We start from the raw sequence: 18654 nt of genomic DNA, 5'->3' as shown, positions 1-18654 counted from the left end.
TGTTCGGCAAGGTCGACGAGGTCTCATCGAACGATCAGACGAGCTATCTGCCCGAGTCGGCTGATGCGACTCAGGTGCAGAAGCTCCTCGGTGAGTTCAACGACAGCGACGCCATCCCGGCTATCGCCGTCTTCGTCTCCGATGACGAGCTCTCGGACTCGGACGTCCAGACCATCGCCGATGCCGTGGCCGACGCGCCGTCCGTCGAGGGCGTGAGCGAGGAGGTCTCCCCCGCTCTGACCTCGGAAGACGGCAAGGCCGTGCAGGCGTTCATCCCCATCGAGGGCGACGCGGAGCTCGCCGATGCGATCGACGCGCTCGGCGCTCAGTTGCGCGAAGCCGCTCCTGACGGTGTGGCCGTCTACATCACCGGTCCCGCGGGGTTCAGCGCTGACCTCGTCGCCGGGTTCGCCGGCATCGACGGGCTGCTGCTCGGCGTCGCCCTGCTCGCGGTGCTCGTCATCCTGGTGCTGGTCTACCGCTCGTTCCTGCTGCCCGTCGTCGTGCTCTCGACGAGCCTGTTCGCGCTCTGCGTCGCGCTGCTCGTCGTCTGGTGGCTCGCGAAGTTCGAGGTGCTGCTGCTCAGCGGCCAGACCCAGGGCATCCTGTTCATCCTCGTCATCGGAGCCGCGACCGACTACGCCCTGCTCTTCGTGGCGCGGTTCCGCGAAGAGCTCCGCGTCTCTCAGGACAAGGGGACCGCCGTGCTCGCGGCGTGGAAGGGCTCGTTCGAGCCGATCGTCGCCTCCGGCGGCACGGTGATCGCCGGCCTGCTGTGCCTCCTGCTCAGCGACCTCAAGTCCAACAGCACCCTGGGGCCCGTGGCCGCGATCGGCATCGTGTTCGCGATGCTCGCAGCACTCACGCTGCTTCCTGCGCTGCTGCTGCTCTTCGGCCGTGCGGTGTTCTGGCCCCGGCGTCCGAGGTTCGAGCCCGAGGTCGTCGCCGAAGAGCACGGCATGCGCAAGACCGGACTGTGGGCGCGACTCGCACACCTGATCACCCGGCGTCCGCGTGTCATCTGGATCGTCACGACCCTGGTGCTGCTCGCCGGCGCATCCGGCGTTCTGCAGCTCAACGCCGCAGGCGTGCCGCAGTCCGACCTCGTGCTCGGCGCCTCCGAAGCCCGGGACGGTCAGGTGGCCCTCGGCGAGCACTTCCCCGGCGGTTCGGGCAGCCCGGTCTACGTGGTCGTCGCGGAGGAGCGACTCCAGGACGCCGCCGACGTGCTTCTCGCCGACGACGGCATCGACGGCGTCTCGGTGACGGCCGCCGATTCGCCGAGCGGTGCGGCGACGGTCACCGAAGACGGACTGGTCGCTGTCGGCCCTCCGGGCACCGCCGTCCCCGAACCCACCGTCGTCGACGGCGAGGTCCTGCTTCAGGGCACCTTGACCGACGCGGCCGACTCGGATGCGGCTGCCGCCACGGTGCGCGATCTGCGCGGGCAGCTCAACGAGATCGATGCACTCGTGGGAGGGGTGACCGCGACGGCCATCGACACCAACGATGCGTCGATCCATGACCGCAACCTGATCATCCCGGTGGTCCTCGTGGTGATCATGCTCATCCTCATGCTGCTGCTGCGTTCGATCCTCGCCCCGGTGCTGCTGATCATCACCACCGTGCTGTCGTTCGGCACGGCCATGGGCGTCTCTGCACTGGTGTTCAACGGCGTGTTCGACTTCCCCGGCGCCGACCCTGCTGTCCCCCTGTACGGTTTCGTCTTCCTGGTCGCGCTCGGCATCGACTACAACATCTTCCTGATGACCAGAGTGCGCGAAGAGTCTCTCGCCCACGGCACCCGCGAGGGCGTTCTCCGAGGCCTCTCGATCACGGGAGGCGTGATCACCTCGGCCGGCCTCGTGCTCGCCGCGACCTTCGCCGCGCTGGGCGTGATCCCGATCCTCTTCCTGGCGCAGCTCGCGTTCATCGTCGCGTTCGGCGTGCTGCTCGACACATTCGTGGTGCGCTCGCTGCTCGTGCCGGCGCTCGCCTACGACCTGGGTCGAGTGATCTGGTGGCCGTCGAAGCTGTGGCGCAGCGGCCGCGACTGAGCGGTGCCCTCGACTGGATTCGAACCAGCGACCTGCCCTTTAGGAGAGGGCTGCTCTATCCTGCTGAGCTACGGGGGCGAGGATTCCATTCTAGAGGCACCCTCGCCCCCATCTTCCGCTCACGCCGCGAGAGCGAGATACGGCTCCCACCGCGGGTCGCTCCGCTCGGTACCACGCACCGTCCACGCGGTGCCGTGAGGAGGGCGCGGCGCGAATCGCAGCTCCCAGCGCATCTCCTGCGGAGTGCGGTCGCTCTTGGTGTTGTTGCAGCGCAGACAGCAGGCGACGAGGTTCTCCCATGAATCGGCTCCGCCCCGCGAGCGCGGCATCACGTGGTCGATGGTCGATGCCGCCTTGCCGCAATAACCGCAGCGGTGATTGTCGCGCCGCAGGACTCCCCGCCGGGTCACCGGCACCCGCCGGCTTGCGGGAATGCGCACGTACCGCGAGAGGACGATGACGGCGGGGCGGTCGTACACGCCGTGGCTGCCCCAGACGGGGTCGTCCTCCACGCGTTCGATCACGGTGGCCTTGTCATTCATGACCAGGACCAGGGCTCTCTTGAACGACACGATCGCGAGCGGTTCGTATCCTGCGTTCAGTACAAGTGTGCGCATCGTCATCCTCTCGATCCGCCGGGACGGCTTCCCGGCACTCTCGACTCACACGAAGCCGCACGGAGTGGAAGCGTTCGCAGGGACGAAAAAAGGCGCTGTCTACAGACAGCGCCTCATACGCACGGCAACGCCGTGGTGTCCCTGCGGACGATGCAGAAGGACGTGATGACCGAGGGCATCCATGGTTCGGATGCTCGGTATTCGCTCCATCAGCTTCTCCCGCCTGTGCGACAACGGGTTCAGGCTAACCCATCAGGAGCGGCCGAGGGCCAAACTGCGGGTGAACTCCCGGAGGCGTGTCCGCGAGGAAGCGAGGTGATGGCGCGATCAGCCCGCGTTGGCCCCGAGCCACGCGATCGGCTCCATGAGCCCGCCGTTGACCCAGACCTCGAAGTGCAGATGGTTGGCGGTCGAACGCCCGGTGCTGCCGACGAAGCCGATCAGCTGGCCGGCGGCGACGGTCTGGCCGGCCTGCACCTGGCGCGAGCCGTAGATCATGTGGCCGTACGTGGTCTGCACTCGCTGGCCACCCACGACGCTGTCGAGCATGACTGCGACGCCGTAACCGCCGATGCTCTCTGCCGAGGCACGCACGACGCCGGCAGCGGCAGCGTAGATCGGTGTTCCGGCAGGAGCCAGCATGTCGGCACCCTGGTGGGCACCGCCGACGGTGCGGCTCACGTTGTACGAACCCTGCGGAAGCGGATACCGGACTTCGCCGGAGCCGGGCGACACCAGCGCATAGCGTCCCGTGTCGATCTTGACCCCCGACGTCGAAGCCACGGAGGCGGCAGCAGCGGCCGCACGGGCCGCTGCAGCTTCTTCCGCCTTCTTCTTCTCGATCTCGCCCGGCGTCGTCGCAGTGAATGTGCCGCGACTGAGCGGTGCGGACGTGGCATCGGAGGCGACGACCAGCGACTGGGCGTCCACAGCAGCCATCTGCTGCAACGTCGTCGCCGTCTCGGCCGGCTTCGTCGCGGCATAGGCGGGAAGGGCGACAGCGGCGACGAGAGCACCGACGGCCCCGAAGATGGCGATCGAACGCAAGGGCTTCACGACCTTGCGAGCGTCGACGCGGCTGCGAGAGCTGAGTGCGACTGCTCGATCTTCAGTTGTCTTCATGGGCGATTCGATGTCTTTGGCCAAAACTTGATCCTCCAGCGCCTGCGCGCTCGGGTAGCGCTGGCTCGTCGGCACTCTGCTCTCGTGGCACGAATGTAGCTCGGGTACGTTGTGCGGTCTGACCAAGAGGTCGACGAGCCTGGAAGGCGAGTCCTCTCGGGTGTCATCAGTGGGCTTCTTCGACGACTTGTCCGAGGTTACCGGAAGATAACGATCCTGTCACCCCACGAACCTGGCAATCCTCGGAGAGGCGGAATCACGCGGAATTCGGGCCGATCGGACCGATCTGTCAGGCGGGTTCGCCGACCAGGAAGATGTGCGAGGCGAGCTCGACGGGGAGCTCCAGGCCATCTTCCTTGCCCTCCATCTGGATGAGGACGTACCCCTCGTTGAAGCGGTAGTCGCCCTTGGCGCCGGGAACCACGCCCGCATCGCGGAGCTGCTCGAGCAGCTCGGGGTCGACCTGAGCGGGCTCGGCGAGACGACGCACGGTTCCGTCGATCGGAGCGCCTGCGGCGTTCAGCTTCTGCACCAGCCCGATGACGCCCTCGTCGAAGGTGCGCGCCGGGGTGTCTCCCAGCTGGTCGAGTCCGGGGATCGGATTGCCGTAGGGAGATTCGGTCGGGTGGCCCAGCAGCTCGACCAGTCGACGCTCGACCTGCTCGCTCATGACGTGCTCCCAGCGGCAGGCTTCTTCGTGCACGTACGCCCAGTCGAGCCCGATGACATCGGAGAGCAGACGCTCGGCCAGACGGTGTTTGCGCATGACGTTGACGGCCTTGCGTCGGCCTGCGTCCGTCAGCTCGAGGGTGCGGTCTTCGGAGACGACGACGAGACCGTCGCGCTCCATACGCCCGACCGTCTGCGAGACAGTCGGACCCGAGTGGCCGAGACGCTCGGAGATCCGCGCACGCAGCGGCACGATGTTCTCCTCCTCGAGTTCGAGGATGGTGCGGAGGTACATCTCCGTGGTGTCGATCAAGTCCGTCATGTGGCCCTCCGGGTCTTCTTAGGCAAGCCTACATTCCCGCGCGGACATCAGGGCGTCATGCGGTCGGGGCGCTCGGGGTTCACGCCGTAGGATCGACGCATGGCGATCGAGATTCCCCGTGACCTCCTGCCCGCTGACGGCCGCTTCGGCTGCGGTCCCTCGAAGGTGCGCACCGCGCAGCTCGACGCACTGCTCGCCGCAGCGCCGACCCTGCTCGGCACCTCGCACCGCCAGGCGCCGGTGAAGAACCTGGTCGGCAGCGTCCGTGAGCAGCTGGCGGCGCTCTTCCGCCTTCCCGAGGGCTACGAGATCATCGTCGGCAACGGCGGTTCGACCGCGTTCTGGGATGCGGCGGCCTTCGGCCTGATCGAACACCGCAGCCAGAACCTCGTGTTCGGCGAGTTCGGCGGCAAGTTCGCCGCCGCAGCCGCCGCGCCGTGGCTCGACGCACCCGACGTCCGCAAGTCCGAGCCGGGTTCACGCACGGCCGCTGAGATCGTCGAGGGCGTCGATGTCTACGCCTGGCCGCACAATGAGACCTCCACCGGTGTCGCGGCACCGGTCGATCGTGTGGTCGCTGACGGCGCTCTGACCGTCATCGACGCGACCAGCGCGGCCGGCGGCATCGACTTCGACGCCGCCCAGGCAGACGTCTACTACTTCGCGCCTCAGAAGAACCTCGGCTCCGACGGAGGCCTGTGGTTCGCCGCGGTCTCCCCCGCCGCGATCGACCGCATCGAGCGCATCGCCGCGTCCGACCGCTACATCCCCGAGTTCCTCAGCCTGAAGAACGCCGTCGACAATTCGAGGCTCAACCAGACGCTGAACACCCCGGCACTGACGACCCTGCACCTGCTCGACAGCCAGCTCGGCTGGATCCTGTCGAACGGCGGCCTGCAGTGGGCCGGAGCCCGCACGGCCGAGTCCGCGGGGATCCTCTACGACTGGGCGACGGCCTCCGCCGTGGCGACCCCGTTCGTCGCGGATGCCGCCCACCGCTCGCCCGTCGTCGCGACCATCGACTTCGACGACAGCGTCGACGCAGCTGCCGTGGCCAAGACCCTGCGGGCCAACGGCATCGTCGACACCGAGCCCTACCGCAAGCTCGGTCGCAACCAGCTGCGGGTCGCGACTTTCGTGTCGATCGAACCGGACGACATCCGACAGCTCACTCACTCCCTCGACTATGTGCTGGAGCAGCACGGCGCCTGACGCCGGAGCAGAAAGGAGCAGGGGCCGCGTGCGCACGCGGCCCCTTCTCCTTTTCGTCTCAGCGGACGGTCACTCCTCGGAGTCTTCGTCGTCGTCGTCGTCGGAGTCGTCGTCGTCGTCGGAGTCTTCGTCGTCCGAATCTTCGTCGTCCGAGTCTTCGTCGTCGTCCGAGTCTTCGTCGTCGTCCGCAGCAGCCGAGTCGTCGAGTTCGTCGATGTCGACGCCGTCGAGGTCGCCCGCGTGCAGCACACGCGGCTCGGCGGCGAGGTCGTCCTCGTCGATGTCATCGTCTTCGTCGTCGTCGTCGTCGTCGTCGAGATCGTCGTCATCGAGATCGTCATCGTCGTCGTCGGACTCGTCGTCGTCGGACTCGTCGTCGTCGGATGCATCGTCGTCGGATGGTGCCTCCGCGCCGTCCGCAGCGGCCGCGGCCGCCTGTGCCGCGAGCTCGACCTGATGGGCGCGGTACTCCGCGAGACGCTCGGCCCACGGCACCCATTCGGGTGCGAGCAGCGCTCCGTCGCCCGGCAGCAGCTCGAGCTCGAGCACCGTCGGCTCCGCGTCGTCGACGCGAGCGACGGTGACCGTCCAGTACCAGCCCGGGTACCCGGGAAGGCGGTTCTCGAAGCGCAGCGACACGGAGCCGCCCTCTTCGGGGATGTAGTCGGCGGCGGGGCCGACGGTCGACGGCGGCGTGATCTCGTGCAGTGCGGCGAGCGCGAGATCGTGAGCGTCGATCAGGCGCTGGTCGACCTCAGGCTTCGAGGTCATCGGCTACCTTGCGCAGAACTGCCGCGATCTTGCGGCCGTGGGCCGACGAGGGGTACCGGCCGCGTCGCAGATCGCCGCCCATCCCGTCGAGGAGCTTCACGAGATCCTCGACGATGATCGCCATGTCGTCTGCCGGCTTGCGCTTCGCCTTCGAGAGGCTCGGCGGGGCTTCGAGCACCCGCACGGACAGCGCCTGGAGGCCGCGCTTGCCGTCGGCGACACCGAACTCCACGCGTGAACCCGCCTTGACCGCCGCGCCGGTGGGCATGGCGGACGCGTGCAGGAAGACGTCTTGGCCGTCATCGCTGGCGATGAAGCCGAAACCCTTGTCTTCGTCGTAGAACCTGACCTTGCCGGTGGGCATGGGAGAAACCTCGCTGAGTCGGTGTGGAGCTGGATCGGGCGCACGTGTGCGACCACCCCCAGCCTACCGGTCGTCGGGCAGCGAATCCGTAGGTCACGATGCAGAACCGTCAGACGCCGCAGCGACTAGGCTGAGACGGATGAGCACCAAGAGTCCCGAACCTGAGGTTCCCGTTCGCCGCATCGATCGCATCCTGGCGTTCACGGCACTCGGACTCGCCGCGGCGTCCATCATCTGCTTCTTCGCGATCATCATCGGCACCGCCGTCGGCATGCAGCAGGAGGACTTCGGCACCGGCGCCTGGCCGTTCATCGCCGCGATCCCCTACTGGGGGCTTCCCGCCGCATTCGTCATGATCATCGTGCTCCTCGCCATGAGCTTCATCCGCAAGGGGCGCGCGGCATCGCGGCCCTGAGGAATCCGTCATGAGCACGCACGCCCGACCGCTGGCCGAATGGCTCTCCGCGGCGAGCGACGAGCAGCTCACCGCGCTGTTCTCCGCGCGGCGCGTGCGTGCGGATGCCGGCTGGCAGGACTTCTTCGACGCCGCCGAGGCGCTCCTCGACCCGGCGTCGATCGCGCGGGTCCTGCCCACCCTGACGCACGGCGAGGCAGCGATGCTCCTCACCGCTGCGACGACGCCTGTCGCAGAGCCCTCCGCGCAACGGGCGACGCTCGAGAGCCTCGCGCTGCTGCGTCCAGACGGCACGCCTTTTCCGCCGGTCGCCGCCGCAGTCGAGGATCGACCCGAGCCGATCCCCCTCGACCTCTCGACCCCGACGCCGGCCACCGACTCCGAGACCGCCCACGCGGCCGAGCGGGCGTTCACGACGGTCTCCGCCCTCGCCGATCTGCTGCTGCTGGCGCGGGAGAAGCCCTTCGCGCTTCTCACCGGCGGCAACATCAGCGCGGGAGAGAAGCGGCAGCTCAGTGAATCGGGCGTCAGCGCCGAGTCGATCGACGCACTGATCGCGATCGCGATCGACGCGCGTCTCGTCGCGCCCGATGCTCGCAGGCTGCGCACCACGTCACGGACCGAGGAGTGGCTGCGATCGCCGGTGGCGGATCGGTGGAGCGCGCTCGTGGAAGGCTTCCGTGACGCTCTCCCCCGTGGGGTGCGAATGTCAGACGGGGGCTGGTTGCCCCCGATGTCCTGGGCGCACGCGCACCCGTGGGATACCGCCTGGGCCGATCGCAGCGCCGCGCTGCTCGAGCGCGCTCGGCTGCTCGGGCTGGTCGTCGATGGCGACCGCGAACCCGCATGGGCGGCGTCGATACGCCGGGGCGGGGGCATCGATGCCGCGGCGCTCGTCGCACTGCTCCCGACCGAGGTCGATCGCATATTCCTCCAGAACGACCTGAGCGCGATCTCGCCGGGTCCTCTCGCCCCCGGGCTCGACGTGCGGCTGCGCACGATCGCCGAGAGAGAATCCGCCGCCCAGGCCTCGACCTATCGCTTCACCCCGGAATCGATCGCCCACGCGCTCGTCGCGGGCGAGACAGAGCAGTCGATCCTCGAGTTCCTCGACTCGCTCTCGCTCACCGGCATCCCTCAGCCGCTCCGCTACCTCGTCACCCAGACCGCTCAGCGTCACGGCCTGGTGCGCGTGTCGATCGACCCCGAGACCGGTCGAACGCGCATCGAGAGCAGCGACCAGCATCTGATCGAGGCGATGGCCGTCGACCAGGGATTGCGGCCGCTGGCCCTCACGAAGCACGTCGAGTCTCTGACCACGCGCGTGGGGCGCGACACCGTCTACTGGGCCCTGACAGACGCTCGGTACCCCGCGACGCTCGTCGACGACGACGGCCGCCCCATCGCACAGGAGCGCAATCCGGTCTCCGAAGCGACGCCCGACCCCGCGCCGGACCACTCCTCGCTCATCGCCGCCCTGCGATCGCATCAGGGGCCGGACGCGGATGCCGCCTGGCTCGACCGCGAGCTCGACGCCGCGGTCCGGGCGAAGGCTGTGCTCCGCGTCAGCGTCGGCATGCCGGACGGGTCGACGAGGGAGCTGATCCTCGAAGCCACCGGGCTCGGCGGCGGACGCCTCCGCGGACGGGATCGCGCGGCGGATGTCGAGCGCACGCTTCCGGTGTCGAGCATCCGCGCCGCCGTCGTGATACCCCAGTAAACTGGACAGCTATGTCTGATGGACCCCTGATCGTCCAGAGCGATCGCACAGTGCTGCTCGAAGTCGCCCATTCCGACGCTGAGAGCGCCCGCCACGAGCTGGCGATCTTCGCCGAGCTCGAACGCGCGCCCGAGCACATCCACACCTACCGGATCACACGGCTCGGACTGTGGAACGCGCGCGCCGCGGGGCACACCGCCGAAGACATGCTCGAGACGCTCGACCGCTGGTCGCGCTTCCCCGTGCCGCCGTCGGTCGCCGTCGACCTGCGCGAGACCGTCAACCGCTACGGACGCCTCGTGATCGAGCGTGACGACGAGGGGACCCTGATCCTGCGGTCGACCGACCCCGCCGTGCTCGCCCAGGTCGCGAACAACAAGCGCATCCAGCCGCTGCTGATCGGCCGCCCCGCGCCCGACACCTTCGTGGTCGATGCGTGGGCGCGTGGGCAGATCAAGCAGGAGCTGCTGAAGATCGGCTGGCCGGCCGAGGACCTCGCCGGGTACACCCCCGGAACGCCTCACGAGATCGAGCTCGCCGAGGACGGCTGGCAGATCCGCCCCTACCAGCAGGATGCCGTCGACGCGTTCTCGAAGGACGGCTCGGGCGTCGTGGTGCTGCCGTGCGGCGCGGGCAAGACGATCGTCGGCGCGGCCGCCATGGCCGCGACCAAGACCACGACCCTGATCCTCGTGACCAACACCGTGTCGGCACGACAGTGGCGCGACGAGCTGCTCAAGCGCACGAGCCTCACGCCCGAGGAGATCGGCGAATACTCCGGCCAGGCCAAGGAGGTCAAGCCGGTCACCATCGCGACCTACCAGATCCTCACGGCGAAGCGGAAGGGAGAGTACGCCCACCTTGCGCTGCTGGACGCCCTCGACTGGGGGCTCATCGTCTACGACGAGGTGCACCTGCTCCCCGCGCCCGTGTTCAAGCTGACCGCCGATCTGCAGGCTCGACGCCGGATCGGTCTCACAGCCACCCTCGTCCGCGAGGACGGCCGAGAGGGCGACGTGTTCAGCCTGATCGGCCCCAAGCGCTTCGACGCCCCCTGGAAGCAGATCGAGGCTCAGGGGTTCATCTCCCCCGCCGTCTGCTACGAGGTGCGGGTGGACCTGCCGCCGGACGACCGGCTCGAGTACGCCGCCGCGACAGACGATGAGCGCTATCGTCTCGCGGCCTCCGCCCCCGCGAAGATCTCGGCTGTGCGTGAGCTCATCGCCAAGCACGAGGGCGAACGGATCCTGGTGATCGGTCAGTACCTCGATCAGCTCGACACGCTGTCGCAGTCGCTGAACGCCCCGCAGATCACCGGAGCCACGCCCGTCGACGAGCGCGAGGAGCTCTACCGCGCCTTCCGCGAGGGAGAGATCTCGCTGCTCGTGGTGTCGAAGGTCGCGAACTTCTCGATCGATCTCCCCGAGGCATCCGTCGCGATCCAGGTGTCCGGCTCGTTCGGCTCGCGGCAGGAGGAGGCCCAGCGCCTCGGTCGGCTGCTGCGCCCCAAGCAGTCCGGGCATACGGCGAGCTTCTACACGCTGGTCGCCCGCGACACGATCGACCAGGACTACGCCCAGAATCGCCAGCGGTTCCTCGCCGAACAGGGGTACAGCTACACGATCATGGACGCGGACGCGATCGCGGCCTGATCGCCTCGGGGCCCTCCGCGCAGCACCGCTACGCGGAGGGCGAAAGCGCCGCTCCGACGGATAGTCAGCATCCGCATGGCCGAAGTCACCATAATGGGGACATGACTGATGCGCGCATCCTGGTCGTCGACGACGAACCCAACATCCGCGACCTGCTCTCGACAGGTCTCAGCTTCGCCGGGTTCCAGGTGAAGACGGTGGCCAATGGCGCCGCCACCATCTCGGCGGTGCTCGAGGAGGAGCCGGACCTCATCATCCTCGACGTCATGCTTCCGGACATGAACGGCTTCAGCGTGACCAAGCGTCTTCGCGGCGCCGGTTTCACCGCGCCGATCCTGTTCCTCACCGCGAAGGACGGCACCGACGACAAGATCGAGGGGCTCAACGCCGGCGGCGACGACTACGTCACCAAGCCGTTCAGCCTCGACGAGATCGTCGCTCGCGCCCAGGCGATCCTGCGCCGCACCATGCAGGCCGACGAGGAGTCGATCATCCGTGCCGGCGAGCTGTCGATGGACCAGGACACCCACGACGTGCACGTGGGCAAGGAGTCGATCGAGCTCAGCCCGACCGAGTTCAAGCTGCTGCGCTATCTGATGCTCAACCCGAACCGCGTGCTGTCGAAGGCGCAGATCCTCGACCACGTCTGGGAATACGACTTCAACGGGGATGCCGGCATCGTGGAGAGCTACATCTCCTACCTCCGCCGCAAGATCGACCCCCACACCGAGGAGTCGGTCATCCAGACCAAGCGCGGCTTCGGTTACATGCTCAAGGTCGGCAAGTAGCCCGGCTCACCGCCGCTCGCTGACGCCGCACAGCATCCATCTCCGGGGAGGACCGCATGGCGCACAAGCCCGATGCGATCACCCGCTGGTGGCGATCGATCAGCCTGCGCGCGAAGGTGACCGGCGTCACGGTCGCGGTGCTCGCGCTCGGCCTGCTGGCCGCCGGCATCGGCACGGCCCCGATCCTGCGCAACTCGCTGGTCGACAACATCGATGCGCAGCTGCCCGCCCTCGTCTCCGCCGATCTCGCGAACCGGTACTTCGAGGTGACGATCGTGGACGGGAAGACCGTCTACACGCCCACCGACTCGCCGCGTGACTTCTTCGTCGCGATCTACGACGCCGAAGGCGTGCTGCAGACCACCACAGGCAACTCGGCCAACGGCGCCCCGCTCTTCCCCTCGTCGTACTCGCCCCTCGATGTGCAGGCCAACGAGGACACCCGGTTCACGATCGAAGGCACCAAGGGATCGAGCTTCCGCGCGGCCGTCGCACGCGTGCCGGGTGAGGGCGACGGATCGCTGCGGATCCAGATCGTCGCCATGCCGCTCGAGTACGCGGATCGCATCATCGGCCAGTACTTCGGGATCTACATCACGGTCGCGTTCGTCACGATCTTCCTCGCGGCGCTGCTGACCCGCGGTCTGGTCACCCTCACGTTCCGACGGCTCGGGCAGGTCGAGTCGACAGCCATGTCGATCGCCGCGGGCGACTTCAGCCAACGCCTCACCGACCTCGAGCCGACGACGGAGGTGGGGCGCCTGAACTCCGCGATCAACACCATGCTCGACCGCGTCGACGGTTCCCTCGCACAGCGCGACCGCACCGTGCAGCACATGCGACGCTTCATCGGCGACGCCAGCCACGAGCTTCGCACGCCCCTGGTGAGCGTGCGCGGGTACGCCGAGCTGTACCGGATGGGCGCGATCAAGGGCGAAGAAGACACCGCACGCGCCATGGAGCGCATCGAGAAGGAGGCGATACGCATGGGCGTTCTCGTCGAGGATCTCCTCGCGCTCGCGCGCCTCGACGAAGAGCGTGAACCAGAGATCGAAGCACTCGATCTGCGCCCCATCGCTCGCGACGCCGCCCTCGATCTGCGCGCTGCGGCTCCTGCGCGCACCGTGACCGTCGTCGATCGCACGGTGGAAGCCCCGATCATCGACGTCACCACTCGGTCGACCCCTGTCGTGCCCGCCGCCCCCGAGATGCCGGCTCCGCGTGGACTCTCGCGCGGGACGCTCGCCCGCCTGCGCCGTCGCTCGCGGAGCTCCGCGGCGGAAGTGCCCGCGATCGACTTCACCGAAGCCACAGACATCCCCGTGCGCACCCCGCCGATCGTGCTCGGTGAGGAGAACAAGGTGCGGCAGGTGGTGACGAACCTGCTCGGGAATGCGCGTCGCTTCTCACCCGAGGAGAGCCCGATCGAGATCGTCGTCGACGCGGATCGCGTTCGAGGCACGGCGAGCATCGCGATCGTCGACCACGGCGAGGGAATCCCACCCCAGATCCGCGAGCAGATCTTCGAGCGCTTCTGGCGCGCCGACACCTCGCGAGCACGCGAGACGGGTGGGTCCGGACTCGGGCTCGCGATCGTGTCATCCATCGTCAAGGCGCTGCACGGAGGCGTCGCCGTGTCGGAGACGCCGGGTGGCGGAGCGACCTTCACCGTCACTCTGCCCCTCGCGCCGTCGCGCGCCACGCCCGCCCATCTTCTGGAGGACACTCAGCCGCTCGAACGACTGGATCTCTGACCGCAACCCTCTGCTCCTCTGCGCGGCGCTTCTGCACGTCGAGGGGCATGCGCGGGTTCTCCACAGCGGGCGTCAGGGGTTCACTCAGCCCCGCATGCGGGGATCTCCTCTCCCCTATCGTCGGAGCACCAATCGAGAGGAGTTCCCATGTCCGTCATCACCGTCGACACCGAAGCCGTAGGTGCCGCGCAAGGCGCGGCGCTGGCCACGATGGAGCGTCTGCAGACCGAGTCCGCCACGCTCATGTCGCAGCTCACGCAGCTGCAGGCGACGTGGATCGGCACCGCATCTGCCGCATTCCAGTCGTGTGCCGAGGAATGGCGAGGAGCGCAGCTGCACGTCGAGCAGGTGCTCGAATCGATCGGGCACTCGCTGGGCAGCGCGGCGACACAGTATGCAGACGCCGATCAGTACTCGGCGAGCCTGTTCCGCTGATCCACGGGCTCGACCACCCGGAACGCAGAAACGCCCCGACCGAAGGTCGGGGCGTTTCTGTCAGTGCTGATGGATCAGAAGTCCATGCCACCCGACGGGTCACCCATCGGAGCAGCAGCCTTCTCAGGCTTGTCAGCGACGACGACCTCGGTGGTGAGGAAGAGAGCCGCGATCGACGCTGCGTTCTGCAGAGCCGAGCGCGTCACCTTCGCCGGGTCGATGATGCCTGCGGCGAACATGTCGACGTACTCACCCGTTGCCGCGTTGAGGCCCTGACCCGAGGGAAGCTCGGAGACCTTGTTCGCGACGACGCCCGGCTCGAGACCGGCGTTGAGGGCGATCTGCTTCAGCGGAGCCTCGATCGCGACGCGAACGATGTTCGCACCGGTCGCCTCGTCGCCCGAGAGCGAGAGAGCGTCGAGAGCCTTCGTGCCCGACTGGATCAGCGCGACGCCACCACCGGGGACGATGCCCTCCTCGACGGCTGCCTTCGCGTTGCGGACGGCGTCCTCGATGCGGTGCTTGCGCTCCTTGAGCTCGACCTCGGTCGCAGCTCCCGCCTTGATGACGGCGACGCCACCTGCGAGCTTGGCGAGGCGCTCCTGCAGCTTCTCACGGTCGTAGTCGCTGTCGGTGTTCTCGATCTCGCGACGGATCTGGGTGACGCGACCCTCGATCTGGTCTGCCTCACCGGCACCCTCGACGATCGTGGTCTCGTCCTTGGTGACGATGACCTTGCGAGCACGACCCAGCAGGTCGAGCGTGGCGTTCTCGAGCTTCAGACCGACCTCTTCGGTGATGACCTGACCACCGGTGAGGATCGCGATGTCCTGCAGCTGCGCCTTGCGACGGTCGCCGAAGCCGGGAGCCTTGACGGCGACCGACTTGAAGATGCCCTTGAGCTTGTTGAGCACGAGAGTCGCGAGAGCCTCGCCCTCGACGTCCTCGGCGATGATGACGAGCTCCTTGCCGTCCTGGATCACCTTGTCGACGATGGGCAGAAGGTCCTTGATGTTCGAGATCTTCTGGTTCGCGATGAGGATGTAGGCGTCTTCGAAGACAGCCTCCTGGCGCTCCGGGTCCGTCACGAAGTACGGGTTCAGGTAGCCCTTGTCGAAACGCATGCCCTCGGTGAGCTCGAGCTCGGTGCCGAAGGTCTGCGACTCCTCGACGGTGACGACGCCCTCCTTGCCGACCTTGTCGATCGCCTCGGCGATGAGCTCGCCGATGGCGGGGTCAGCAGCGGAGATCGATGCGGTGGCGGCGATCTGCTCCTTGGAGTCGATCTCCTTCGCGCTGGCGAGGAGCTCCTCGGTGATGGCCGCGACGGCCTTCTCGATGCCGCGCTTGAGCGAGATCGGGTCAGCGCCGGCTGCGACGTTGCGCAGGCCCTCGCGAACCAGAGCCTGAGCGAGCACCGTGGCGGTGGTGGTTCCGTCGCCGGCGACGTCGTCGGTCTTCTTGGCGACCTCCTTGACGAGCTCCGCGCCGATCTTCTCGTACGGGTCGTCGAGCTCGATCTCCTTGGCGATGGAGACACCGTCGTTCGTGATCGTGGGGGCGCCCCACTTCTTCTCCAGCACGACGTTGCGACCGCGCGGGCCGAGGGTCACCTTGACAGCGTCGGCGAGGATGTTGAGGCCGCGCTCGAGGCCGCGTCGGGCCTCCTCATCGAAAGCAATGATCTTTGCCATGAGTTTTTTCGTCCCTCCTGGACGTAGACGTTGGGTTTAGCACTCAGAGTGAGAGAGTGCTAACGCCATTCTGGCACTCGACCCCATCGAGTGCAAGCTGCGCGGACGGACCGCGCGGCGGTCTACGGGGCAGGAGTGTCTGCGGGCGTCTCTGGCATGGTCGTCGCGCGATCGAGCCCGATCACGACCGTCAGCTGCTTCGCGCCCGTGTCGTTCAGGTCGGAGTAGAAGTCGCTCTGCTCGACCGCGGCCCCGCCGATCAGGTTCGCGAGTCCGATGGCCGCGAGCTCGTCTTCTTCTGCGACGTAGTAGACCGTGGTGGTCGAGAAGTCCTGGCTCGCGCTGTCGCTCGCGAAGACCACGTCGGCAGCCCAGCCGTTGTTGATCAGCACATCGCGCATCTGCTCGTCGAGTCCCTCGTCCGGCGATGCGTTGAGGATCATCACCGAGTAGGTGACGTCGACGACACCGGTCTCGACCGGCGCCGGGCTCGCCGTGGGGACGGCCTCAGGGAAGAGGCTGATGCGCCCCATCACCACGAGCGAACCGAAGATGCCGCCGATGATGAGCACGAGCGCGGCCACGAAAGACCACAGGAGCACCACCCAGCCGTTCATCCCGGGGGCTTCGGCGCGATGCGCTCCGACGCGTCCGGACGATCGGGGGACGTCGTCGAATCGATCTCGGCTGAGCTTTGACACTCCTCGATGCTAACGGCACCGACCCGTGTATCCGCATCGAGCAGCGCCGACAAGCGGCGCGAGGCTCGTCAGCCGACGAAGCCAGGGGTGCGTGCGGCGCGCTGGAAAGACCTGGCATCACGGATGCGACGCAGTCGTCGCACGAGCATCGGATCGTACTCCAGCGCCGCCTCCGACTCGATCAGGCGGCCGAGGAGCTGGTAATAGCGGGCAGCGCTCATGCCGAGTTGGGCGCGGATGACCTCTTCCTTCGCGCCACCATGCCGCGGCCACGCGGTCTCGAGCGCGAGGATCGCGCGATCCCGCTCGCTCAGATCTCCCAGCATGTGACCAGATTAGGTCGCGGAAGCGCCGACTCCGGTGCGCCACTCCCACCATCTGCCGAGCGGATCAGCCGCCGCGCGCACGTGCCCGTCGAGCGCCACGACGAAGCCGGGCCACTCCTCGGCGACCACGGGCGGCTGCCACACGTCCAGCAGAGCGGGAGGATCGATCGTCACCCAGCGGGCATCGAGACGTCTGATGCGCTCGACGAGCGCTGTGCGCGTCTCTCGCGGGATGTGCACGAGCACGCCGGGCGTCGTGATCACGAGAGCGGCACCCCGAGGAGCCTCGGCGGCGAGCGCGTCGATCCCCTCGATCGCGTCGCCGGCGACGAGGCGGGGCGGATCCGATGCCGCGATGTCGAGCGCCGCTCGCACCCGCTGCTCGCGCCCTTCCTCCCCCGGCCAGACGAGTCCCTGCAGCCAGCGCCGGTCTCGGTCGTCTCGCGCATCGAGAGGCGCGAGATCGATGCCGGCCCGCCAGGCGATGTCCGGCATCCTCATGGCAGGGAGTGGCCCGTCGACTCTGCTCTGCAGCACGACGGTGCTCGGCCCGTCCGCCGGGTCGAGTGCCGCGCGCATCCGTCCGTCGGACCCGACGAAGCGGTACGAATAGCGATCGGGATACAGGCACAGGCCGGCGGAGGCTCCGACCTCGAGCAGAGCGATCGGTCCGTCGATCTCCGACAGCACCGGGAGCAGCGCGGCGAGCCGGAGCGGCTCATTGGTCTGCAGACGTCGATCGCCGCATTCGCGCACGATCTCGTCGGCGCGGGCCAGCACGAACGCGCGCCAGGCATCGTAGCCTCCGAGGCCCACGCCCAGCATCCGCGTCACGGCGAACACGAGCGGCGGCTGCCTGCGGTTCTCCGGAATCCGAGCGAGCACCCGCTGCATCTCGTCGTCGTCCGCCACACCGGACGCCCAGTCGACATACAGGTCGCTGCGCCCCGGTGCTTCCTCCTCGGCGAAGCGCCGATAGCGCAGCCGTACGGCATCCGTCATGACTCCATTCTCTCGTGACGCCGGGTGCCTCCGAACGCGAGAGAATGGAGCAGACCCCAGGAGGACCAATGTCGTACAGCGTGGACAAGACCGAAGAAGAGTGGCGCAACGAGCTCGGCGAGGAACAGTACGCCGTGCTTCGCGAAGCCGCGACCGAGCGCGCCTGGACGGGCGAGCTGCTCGACGAGGGCCGCGCCGGCCTCTACACCTGCGGCGCGTGCGACGCAGAGCTGTTCAAGAGCGGCACGAAATTCGACTCGGGATGCGGGTGGCCGAGCTTCTACGAGTCGATCCGCCCCGACGCGGTGCAGCTCATCGAGGACACGACCCTGGGCATGGTGCGCACCGAGGTGCGCTGTGCGGACTGCGGCTCGCACCTGGGCCACGTGTTCCCCGACGGCTTCGGCACGCCGACCGGCGACCGCTACTGCATGAACTCCATCGCCCTGAACTTCACTCCCGAAGAGTCGTGAGCGCCCTCGAGGCCGTTCGCGCGCGGCAGTCCTCCTCGAAGGTGACCGACGAGGCGCCGTCGCGCGACGAGCTGCTGAAGCTCGTCGCAGCCGCCGGACGCGTGGCCGACCACTCCTCGCTGCGGCCGTGGCGCCTGATCGAGCTGCGCGGCTCCGACCGAGAGGTGCTGGGCGCGGCGATCGCGAAGGCCGAGGGCGACAGATCCCCCTCGACGAAGCCGCTGCGCGCTCCGCTGCTGATCGCGGTCGTCGCCAGCTATCGCAAGAGCGAGAAGGTGCCCCGTTGGGAGCAGGAGGCCGTCGCCTCGGGCGTCGCCCACATGCTCAGCCTGCTGCTCGACGAGGCCGGATTCGGCGTGCTGTGGCGCACGGGCCACTACACGCGCTCGAAGGCCGTCGCGAAGGCCCACGGCCTCGGCAAGAACGAGGAGCTGCTCGGGTGGCTGTACGTCGGGGGCAAGCCCGCAGGCCGCAAGCCCGGTCGTCGCAAACCCGTCGATGCGCGTGGTCTCGTCACGCGGATGCCGAAGCCCCAGCCGAAGGCGAAGAAGAAGCAGTAG

19 protein-coding genes and 1 tRNA gene are annotated in these 18654 nt (G+C 68.0%); 10 read left to right on the top strand and 10 right to left on the bottom strand.

The window, feature by feature from the left end; genetic code table 11:
- Positions 1-2057: MMPL family transporter (locus QMA07_RS01615; RefSeq protein WP_290159462.1), on the top strand; the 2057-nt coding region annotated here is incomplete at its 5' end.
- 4 nt (positions 2058-2061) lie between these two features.
- On the opposite strand, the gene QMA07_RS01610 is transcribed toward QMA07_RS01615, so the two are convergent.
- The 4 genes from QMA07_RS01610 to QMA07_RS01595 all read right to left on the bottom strand — a co-directional run bounded on the left by QMA07_RS01610 (position 2062) and on the right by QMA07_RS01595 (position 4787).
- Positions 2062-2135, bottom strand: a tRNA-Arg gene (locus tag QMA07_RS01610).
- A gap of 41 nt (positions 2136-2176) precedes the next feature.
- On the bottom strand, positions 2177-2674 hold the full coding sequence (locus tag QMA07_RS01605; RefSeq protein WP_042539885.1) for an HNH endonuclease: 498 nt from the start codon (positions 2672-2674) through the stop codon (positions 2177-2179).
- 327 nt (positions 2675-3001) lie between these two features.
- Entirely contained in the window at positions 3002-3796 is a 795-nt protein-coding gene (locus tag QMA07_RS01600) for a M23 family metallopeptidase (protein ID WP_290159459.1), read from the bottom strand.
- A gap of 289 nt (positions 3797-4085) precedes the next feature.
- Entirely contained in the window at positions 4086-4787 is a 702-nt protein-coding gene (locus QMA07_RS01595; RefSeq protein ID WP_290159458.1) for a metal-dependent transcriptional regulator, read from the bottom strand.
- Positions 4788-4886: 99 nt separating this feature from the next.
- On the opposite strand from QMA07_RS01595, the gene serC reads away from it, so the two are divergent.
- A complete protein-coding gene (serC, locus tag QMA07_RS01590) occupies positions 4887-5999 on the top strand; it encodes a phosphoserine transaminase (RefSeq protein ID WP_290159456.1) in 1113 nt (370 codons plus the stop codon).
- 69 nt (positions 6000-6068) lie between these two features.
- Here the strand turns inward: serC and QMA07_RS01585 are convergent, their stop codons facing one another.
- Positions 6069-6770 carry a DUF3027 domain-containing protein gene (locus QMA07_RS01585; protein WP_290159454.1) on the bottom strand — a complete coding sequence of 234 codons (702 nt, stop codon included), beginning with the start codon at positions 6768-6770 and terminating at the stop codon, positions 6069-6071.
- On the bottom strand, positions 6754-7134 hold the full coding sequence (locus QMA07_RS01580) for a cold shock domain-containing protein (protein ID WP_140037688.1): 381 nt from the start codon (positions 7132-7134) through the stop codon (positions 6754-6756). The genes QMA07_RS01585 and QMA07_RS01580 overlap by 17 nt, the downstream gene beginning before the upstream one ends.
- A gap of 139 nt (positions 7135-7273) precedes the next feature.
- Between QMA07_RS01580 and QMA07_RS01575 the strand changes: the two genes are divergently transcribed.
- From QMA07_RS01575 to QMA07_RS01550, 6 genes are all read left to right on the top strand, one after another.
- Positions 7274-7549, top strand: a complete 276-nt coding sequence (locus tag QMA07_RS01575) for a multidrug ABC transporter ATPase (protein ID WP_140037689.1) — start codon at positions 7274-7276, stop codon at positions 7547-7549.
- Between the two features lie 10 nt (positions 7550-7559).
- Positions 7560-9269, top strand: coding sequence for a helicase-associated domain-containing protein (locus QMA07_RS01570; protein ID WP_290159451.1), 1710 nt, complete (start codon positions 7560-7562; stop codon positions 9267-9269).
- An 11-nt stretch (positions 9270-9280) separates the two neighbouring features.
- Positions 9281-10921 carry a DNA repair helicase XPB gene (locus QMA07_RS01565; protein WP_290159449.1) on the top strand — a complete coding sequence of 547 codons (1641 nt, stop codon included), beginning with the start codon at positions 9281-9283 and terminating at the stop codon, positions 10919-10921.
- 101 nt (positions 10922-11022) lie between these two features.
- Complete coding sequence (locus QMA07_RS01560; RefSeq protein ID WP_042539813.1) at positions 11023-11709, top strand: response regulator transcription factor; 687 nt, start codon at positions 11023-11025, stop codon at positions 11707-11709.
- Positions 11710-11765: 56 nt separating this feature from the next.
- Positions 11766-13463, top strand: a complete 1698-nt coding sequence (locus QMA07_RS01555) for a HAMP domain-containing sensor histidine kinase (protein WP_290159445.1) — start codon at positions 11766-11768, stop codon at positions 13461-13463.
- 147 nt (positions 13464-13610) lie between these two features.
- The gene (locus tag QMA07_RS01550) at positions 13611-13898 is read left to right on the top strand and encodes a WXG100 family type VII secretion target (RefSeq protein WP_290159444.1); all 288 of its coding nucleotides are present in this window, start codon (positions 13611-13613) and stop codon (positions 13896-13898) included.
- A gap of 74 nt (positions 13899-13972) precedes the next feature.
- Here the strand turns inward: QMA07_RS01550 and groL are convergent, their stop codons facing one another.
- The 4 genes from groL to QMA07_RS01530 form a co-directional block, all read right to left on the bottom strand.
- Positions 13973-15592 carry a chaperonin GroEL gene (gene groL, locus QMA07_RS01545; protein ID WP_056513751.1) on the bottom strand — a complete coding sequence of 540 codons (1620 nt, stop codon included), beginning with the start codon at positions 15590-15592 and terminating at the stop codon, positions 13973-13975.
- Positions 15593-15714: 122 nt separating this feature from the next.
- The gene (locus QMA07_RS01540; protein ID WP_290159439.1) at positions 15715-16293 is read right to left on the bottom strand and encodes a LytR C-terminal domain-containing protein; all 579 of its coding nucleotides are present in this window, start codon (positions 16291-16293) and stop codon (positions 15715-15717) included.
- A gap of 68 nt (positions 16294-16361) precedes the next feature.
- Positions 16362-16619, bottom strand: a complete 258-nt coding sequence (locus tag QMA07_RS01535; protein ID WP_056373590.1) for a DUF3263 domain-containing protein — start codon at positions 16617-16619, stop codon at positions 16362-16364.
- A 9-nt stretch (positions 16620-16628) separates the two neighbouring features.
- Positions 16629-17621, bottom strand: a complete 993-nt coding sequence (locus QMA07_RS01530) for a DUF2332 domain-containing protein (RefSeq protein ID WP_290159436.1) — start codon at positions 17619-17621, stop codon at positions 16629-16631.
- Between the two features lie 68 nt (positions 17622-17689).
- Between QMA07_RS01530 and msrB the strand changes: the two genes are divergently transcribed.
- Both msrB and QMA07_RS01520 read left to right on the top strand, forming a co-directional pair.
- The gene (gene msrB / locus QMA07_RS01525; protein WP_290159434.1) at positions 17690-18094 is read left to right on the top strand and encodes a peptide-methionine (R)-S-oxide reductase MsrB; all 405 of its coding nucleotides are present in this window, start codon (positions 17690-17692) and stop codon (positions 18092-18094) included.
- Positions 18091-18654 (top strand): nitroreductase family protein, encoded by a 564-nt coding sequence (locus tag QMA07_RS01520; protein WP_290159433.1) that lies wholly within the window; start codon positions 18091-18093, stop codon positions 18652-18654. Before msrB ends, QMA07_RS01520 begins: the two co-directional genes overlap by 4 nt.

Origin of the sequence: Microbacterium sp. APC 3901, assembly GCF_030407765.1 — a bacterium.
In the GTDB taxonomy this organism is placed as follows: Bacteria; Actinomycetota; Actinomycetes; order Actinomycetales; family Microbacteriaceae; genus Microbacterium.
This window is presented reverse-complemented; position numbering and strand designations above follow the sequence as displayed.

Coding starts and splice junctions, on each gene's coding strand:
- QMA07_RS01570 (WP_290159451.1), top strand. CDS start 7,560: ATGAGCACGCACGCCCGACCGCTGGCCGAATGGCTCTCCGCGGCGAGC.
- QMA07_RS01555 (WP_290159445.1), top strand. CDS start 11,766: ATGGCGCACAAGCCCGATGCGATCACCCGCTGGTGGCGATCGATCAGC.
- QMA07_RS01575 (WP_140037689.1), top strand. CDS start 7,274: ATGAGCACCAAGAGTCCCGAACCTGAGGTTCCCGTTCGCCGCATCGAT.
- QMA07_RS01565 (WP_290159449.1), top strand. CDS start 9,281: ATGTCTGATGGACCCCTGATCGTCCAGAGCGATCGCACAGTGCTGCTC.
- QMA07_RS01580 (WP_140037688.1), bottom strand. CDS start 7,134: ATGCCCACCGGCAAGGTCAGGTTCTACGACGAAGACAAGGGTTTCGGC.
- QMA07_RS01585 (WP_290159454.1), bottom strand. CDS start 6,770: ATGACCTCGAAGCCTGAGGTCGACCAGCGCCTGATCGACGCTCACGAT.
- QMA07_RS01595 (WP_290159458.1), bottom strand. CDS start 4,787: ATGACGGACTTGATCGACACCACGGAGATGTACCTCCGCACCATCCTC.
- QMA07_RS01600 (WP_290159459.1), bottom strand. CDS start 3,796: ATGAAGACAACTGAAGATCGAGCAGTCGCACTCAGCTCTCGCAGCCGC.
- QMA07_RS01535 (WP_056373590.1), bottom strand. CDS start 16,619: ATGCTGGGAGATCTGAGCGAGCGGGATCGCGCGATCCTCGCGCTCGAG.
- QMA07_RS01560 (WP_042539813.1), top strand. CDS start 11,023: ATGACTGATGCGCGCATCCTGGTCGTCGACGACGAACCCAACATCCGC.
- serC (WP_290159456.1), top strand. CDS start 4,887: ATGGCGATCGAGATTCCCCGTGACCTCCTGCCCGCTGACGGCCGCTTC.
- groL (WP_056513751.1), bottom strand. CDS start 15,592: ATGGCAAAGATCATTGCTTTCGATGAGGAGGCCCGACGCGGCCTCGAG.
- msrB (WP_290159434.1), top strand. CDS start 17,690: ATGTCGTACAGCGTGGACAAGACCGAAGAAGAGTGGCGCAACGAGCTC.
- QMA07_RS01530 (WP_290159436.1), bottom strand. CDS start 17,621: ATGACGGATGCCGTACGGCTGCGCTATCGGCGCTTCGCCGAGGAGGAA.
- QMA07_RS01605 (WP_042539885.1), bottom strand. CDS start 2,674: ATGCGCACACTTGTACTGAACGCAGGATACGAACCGCTCGCGATCGTG.
- QMA07_RS01550 (WP_290159444.1), top strand. CDS start 13,611: ATGTCCGTCATCACCGTCGACACCGAAGCCGTAGGTGCCGCGCAAGGC.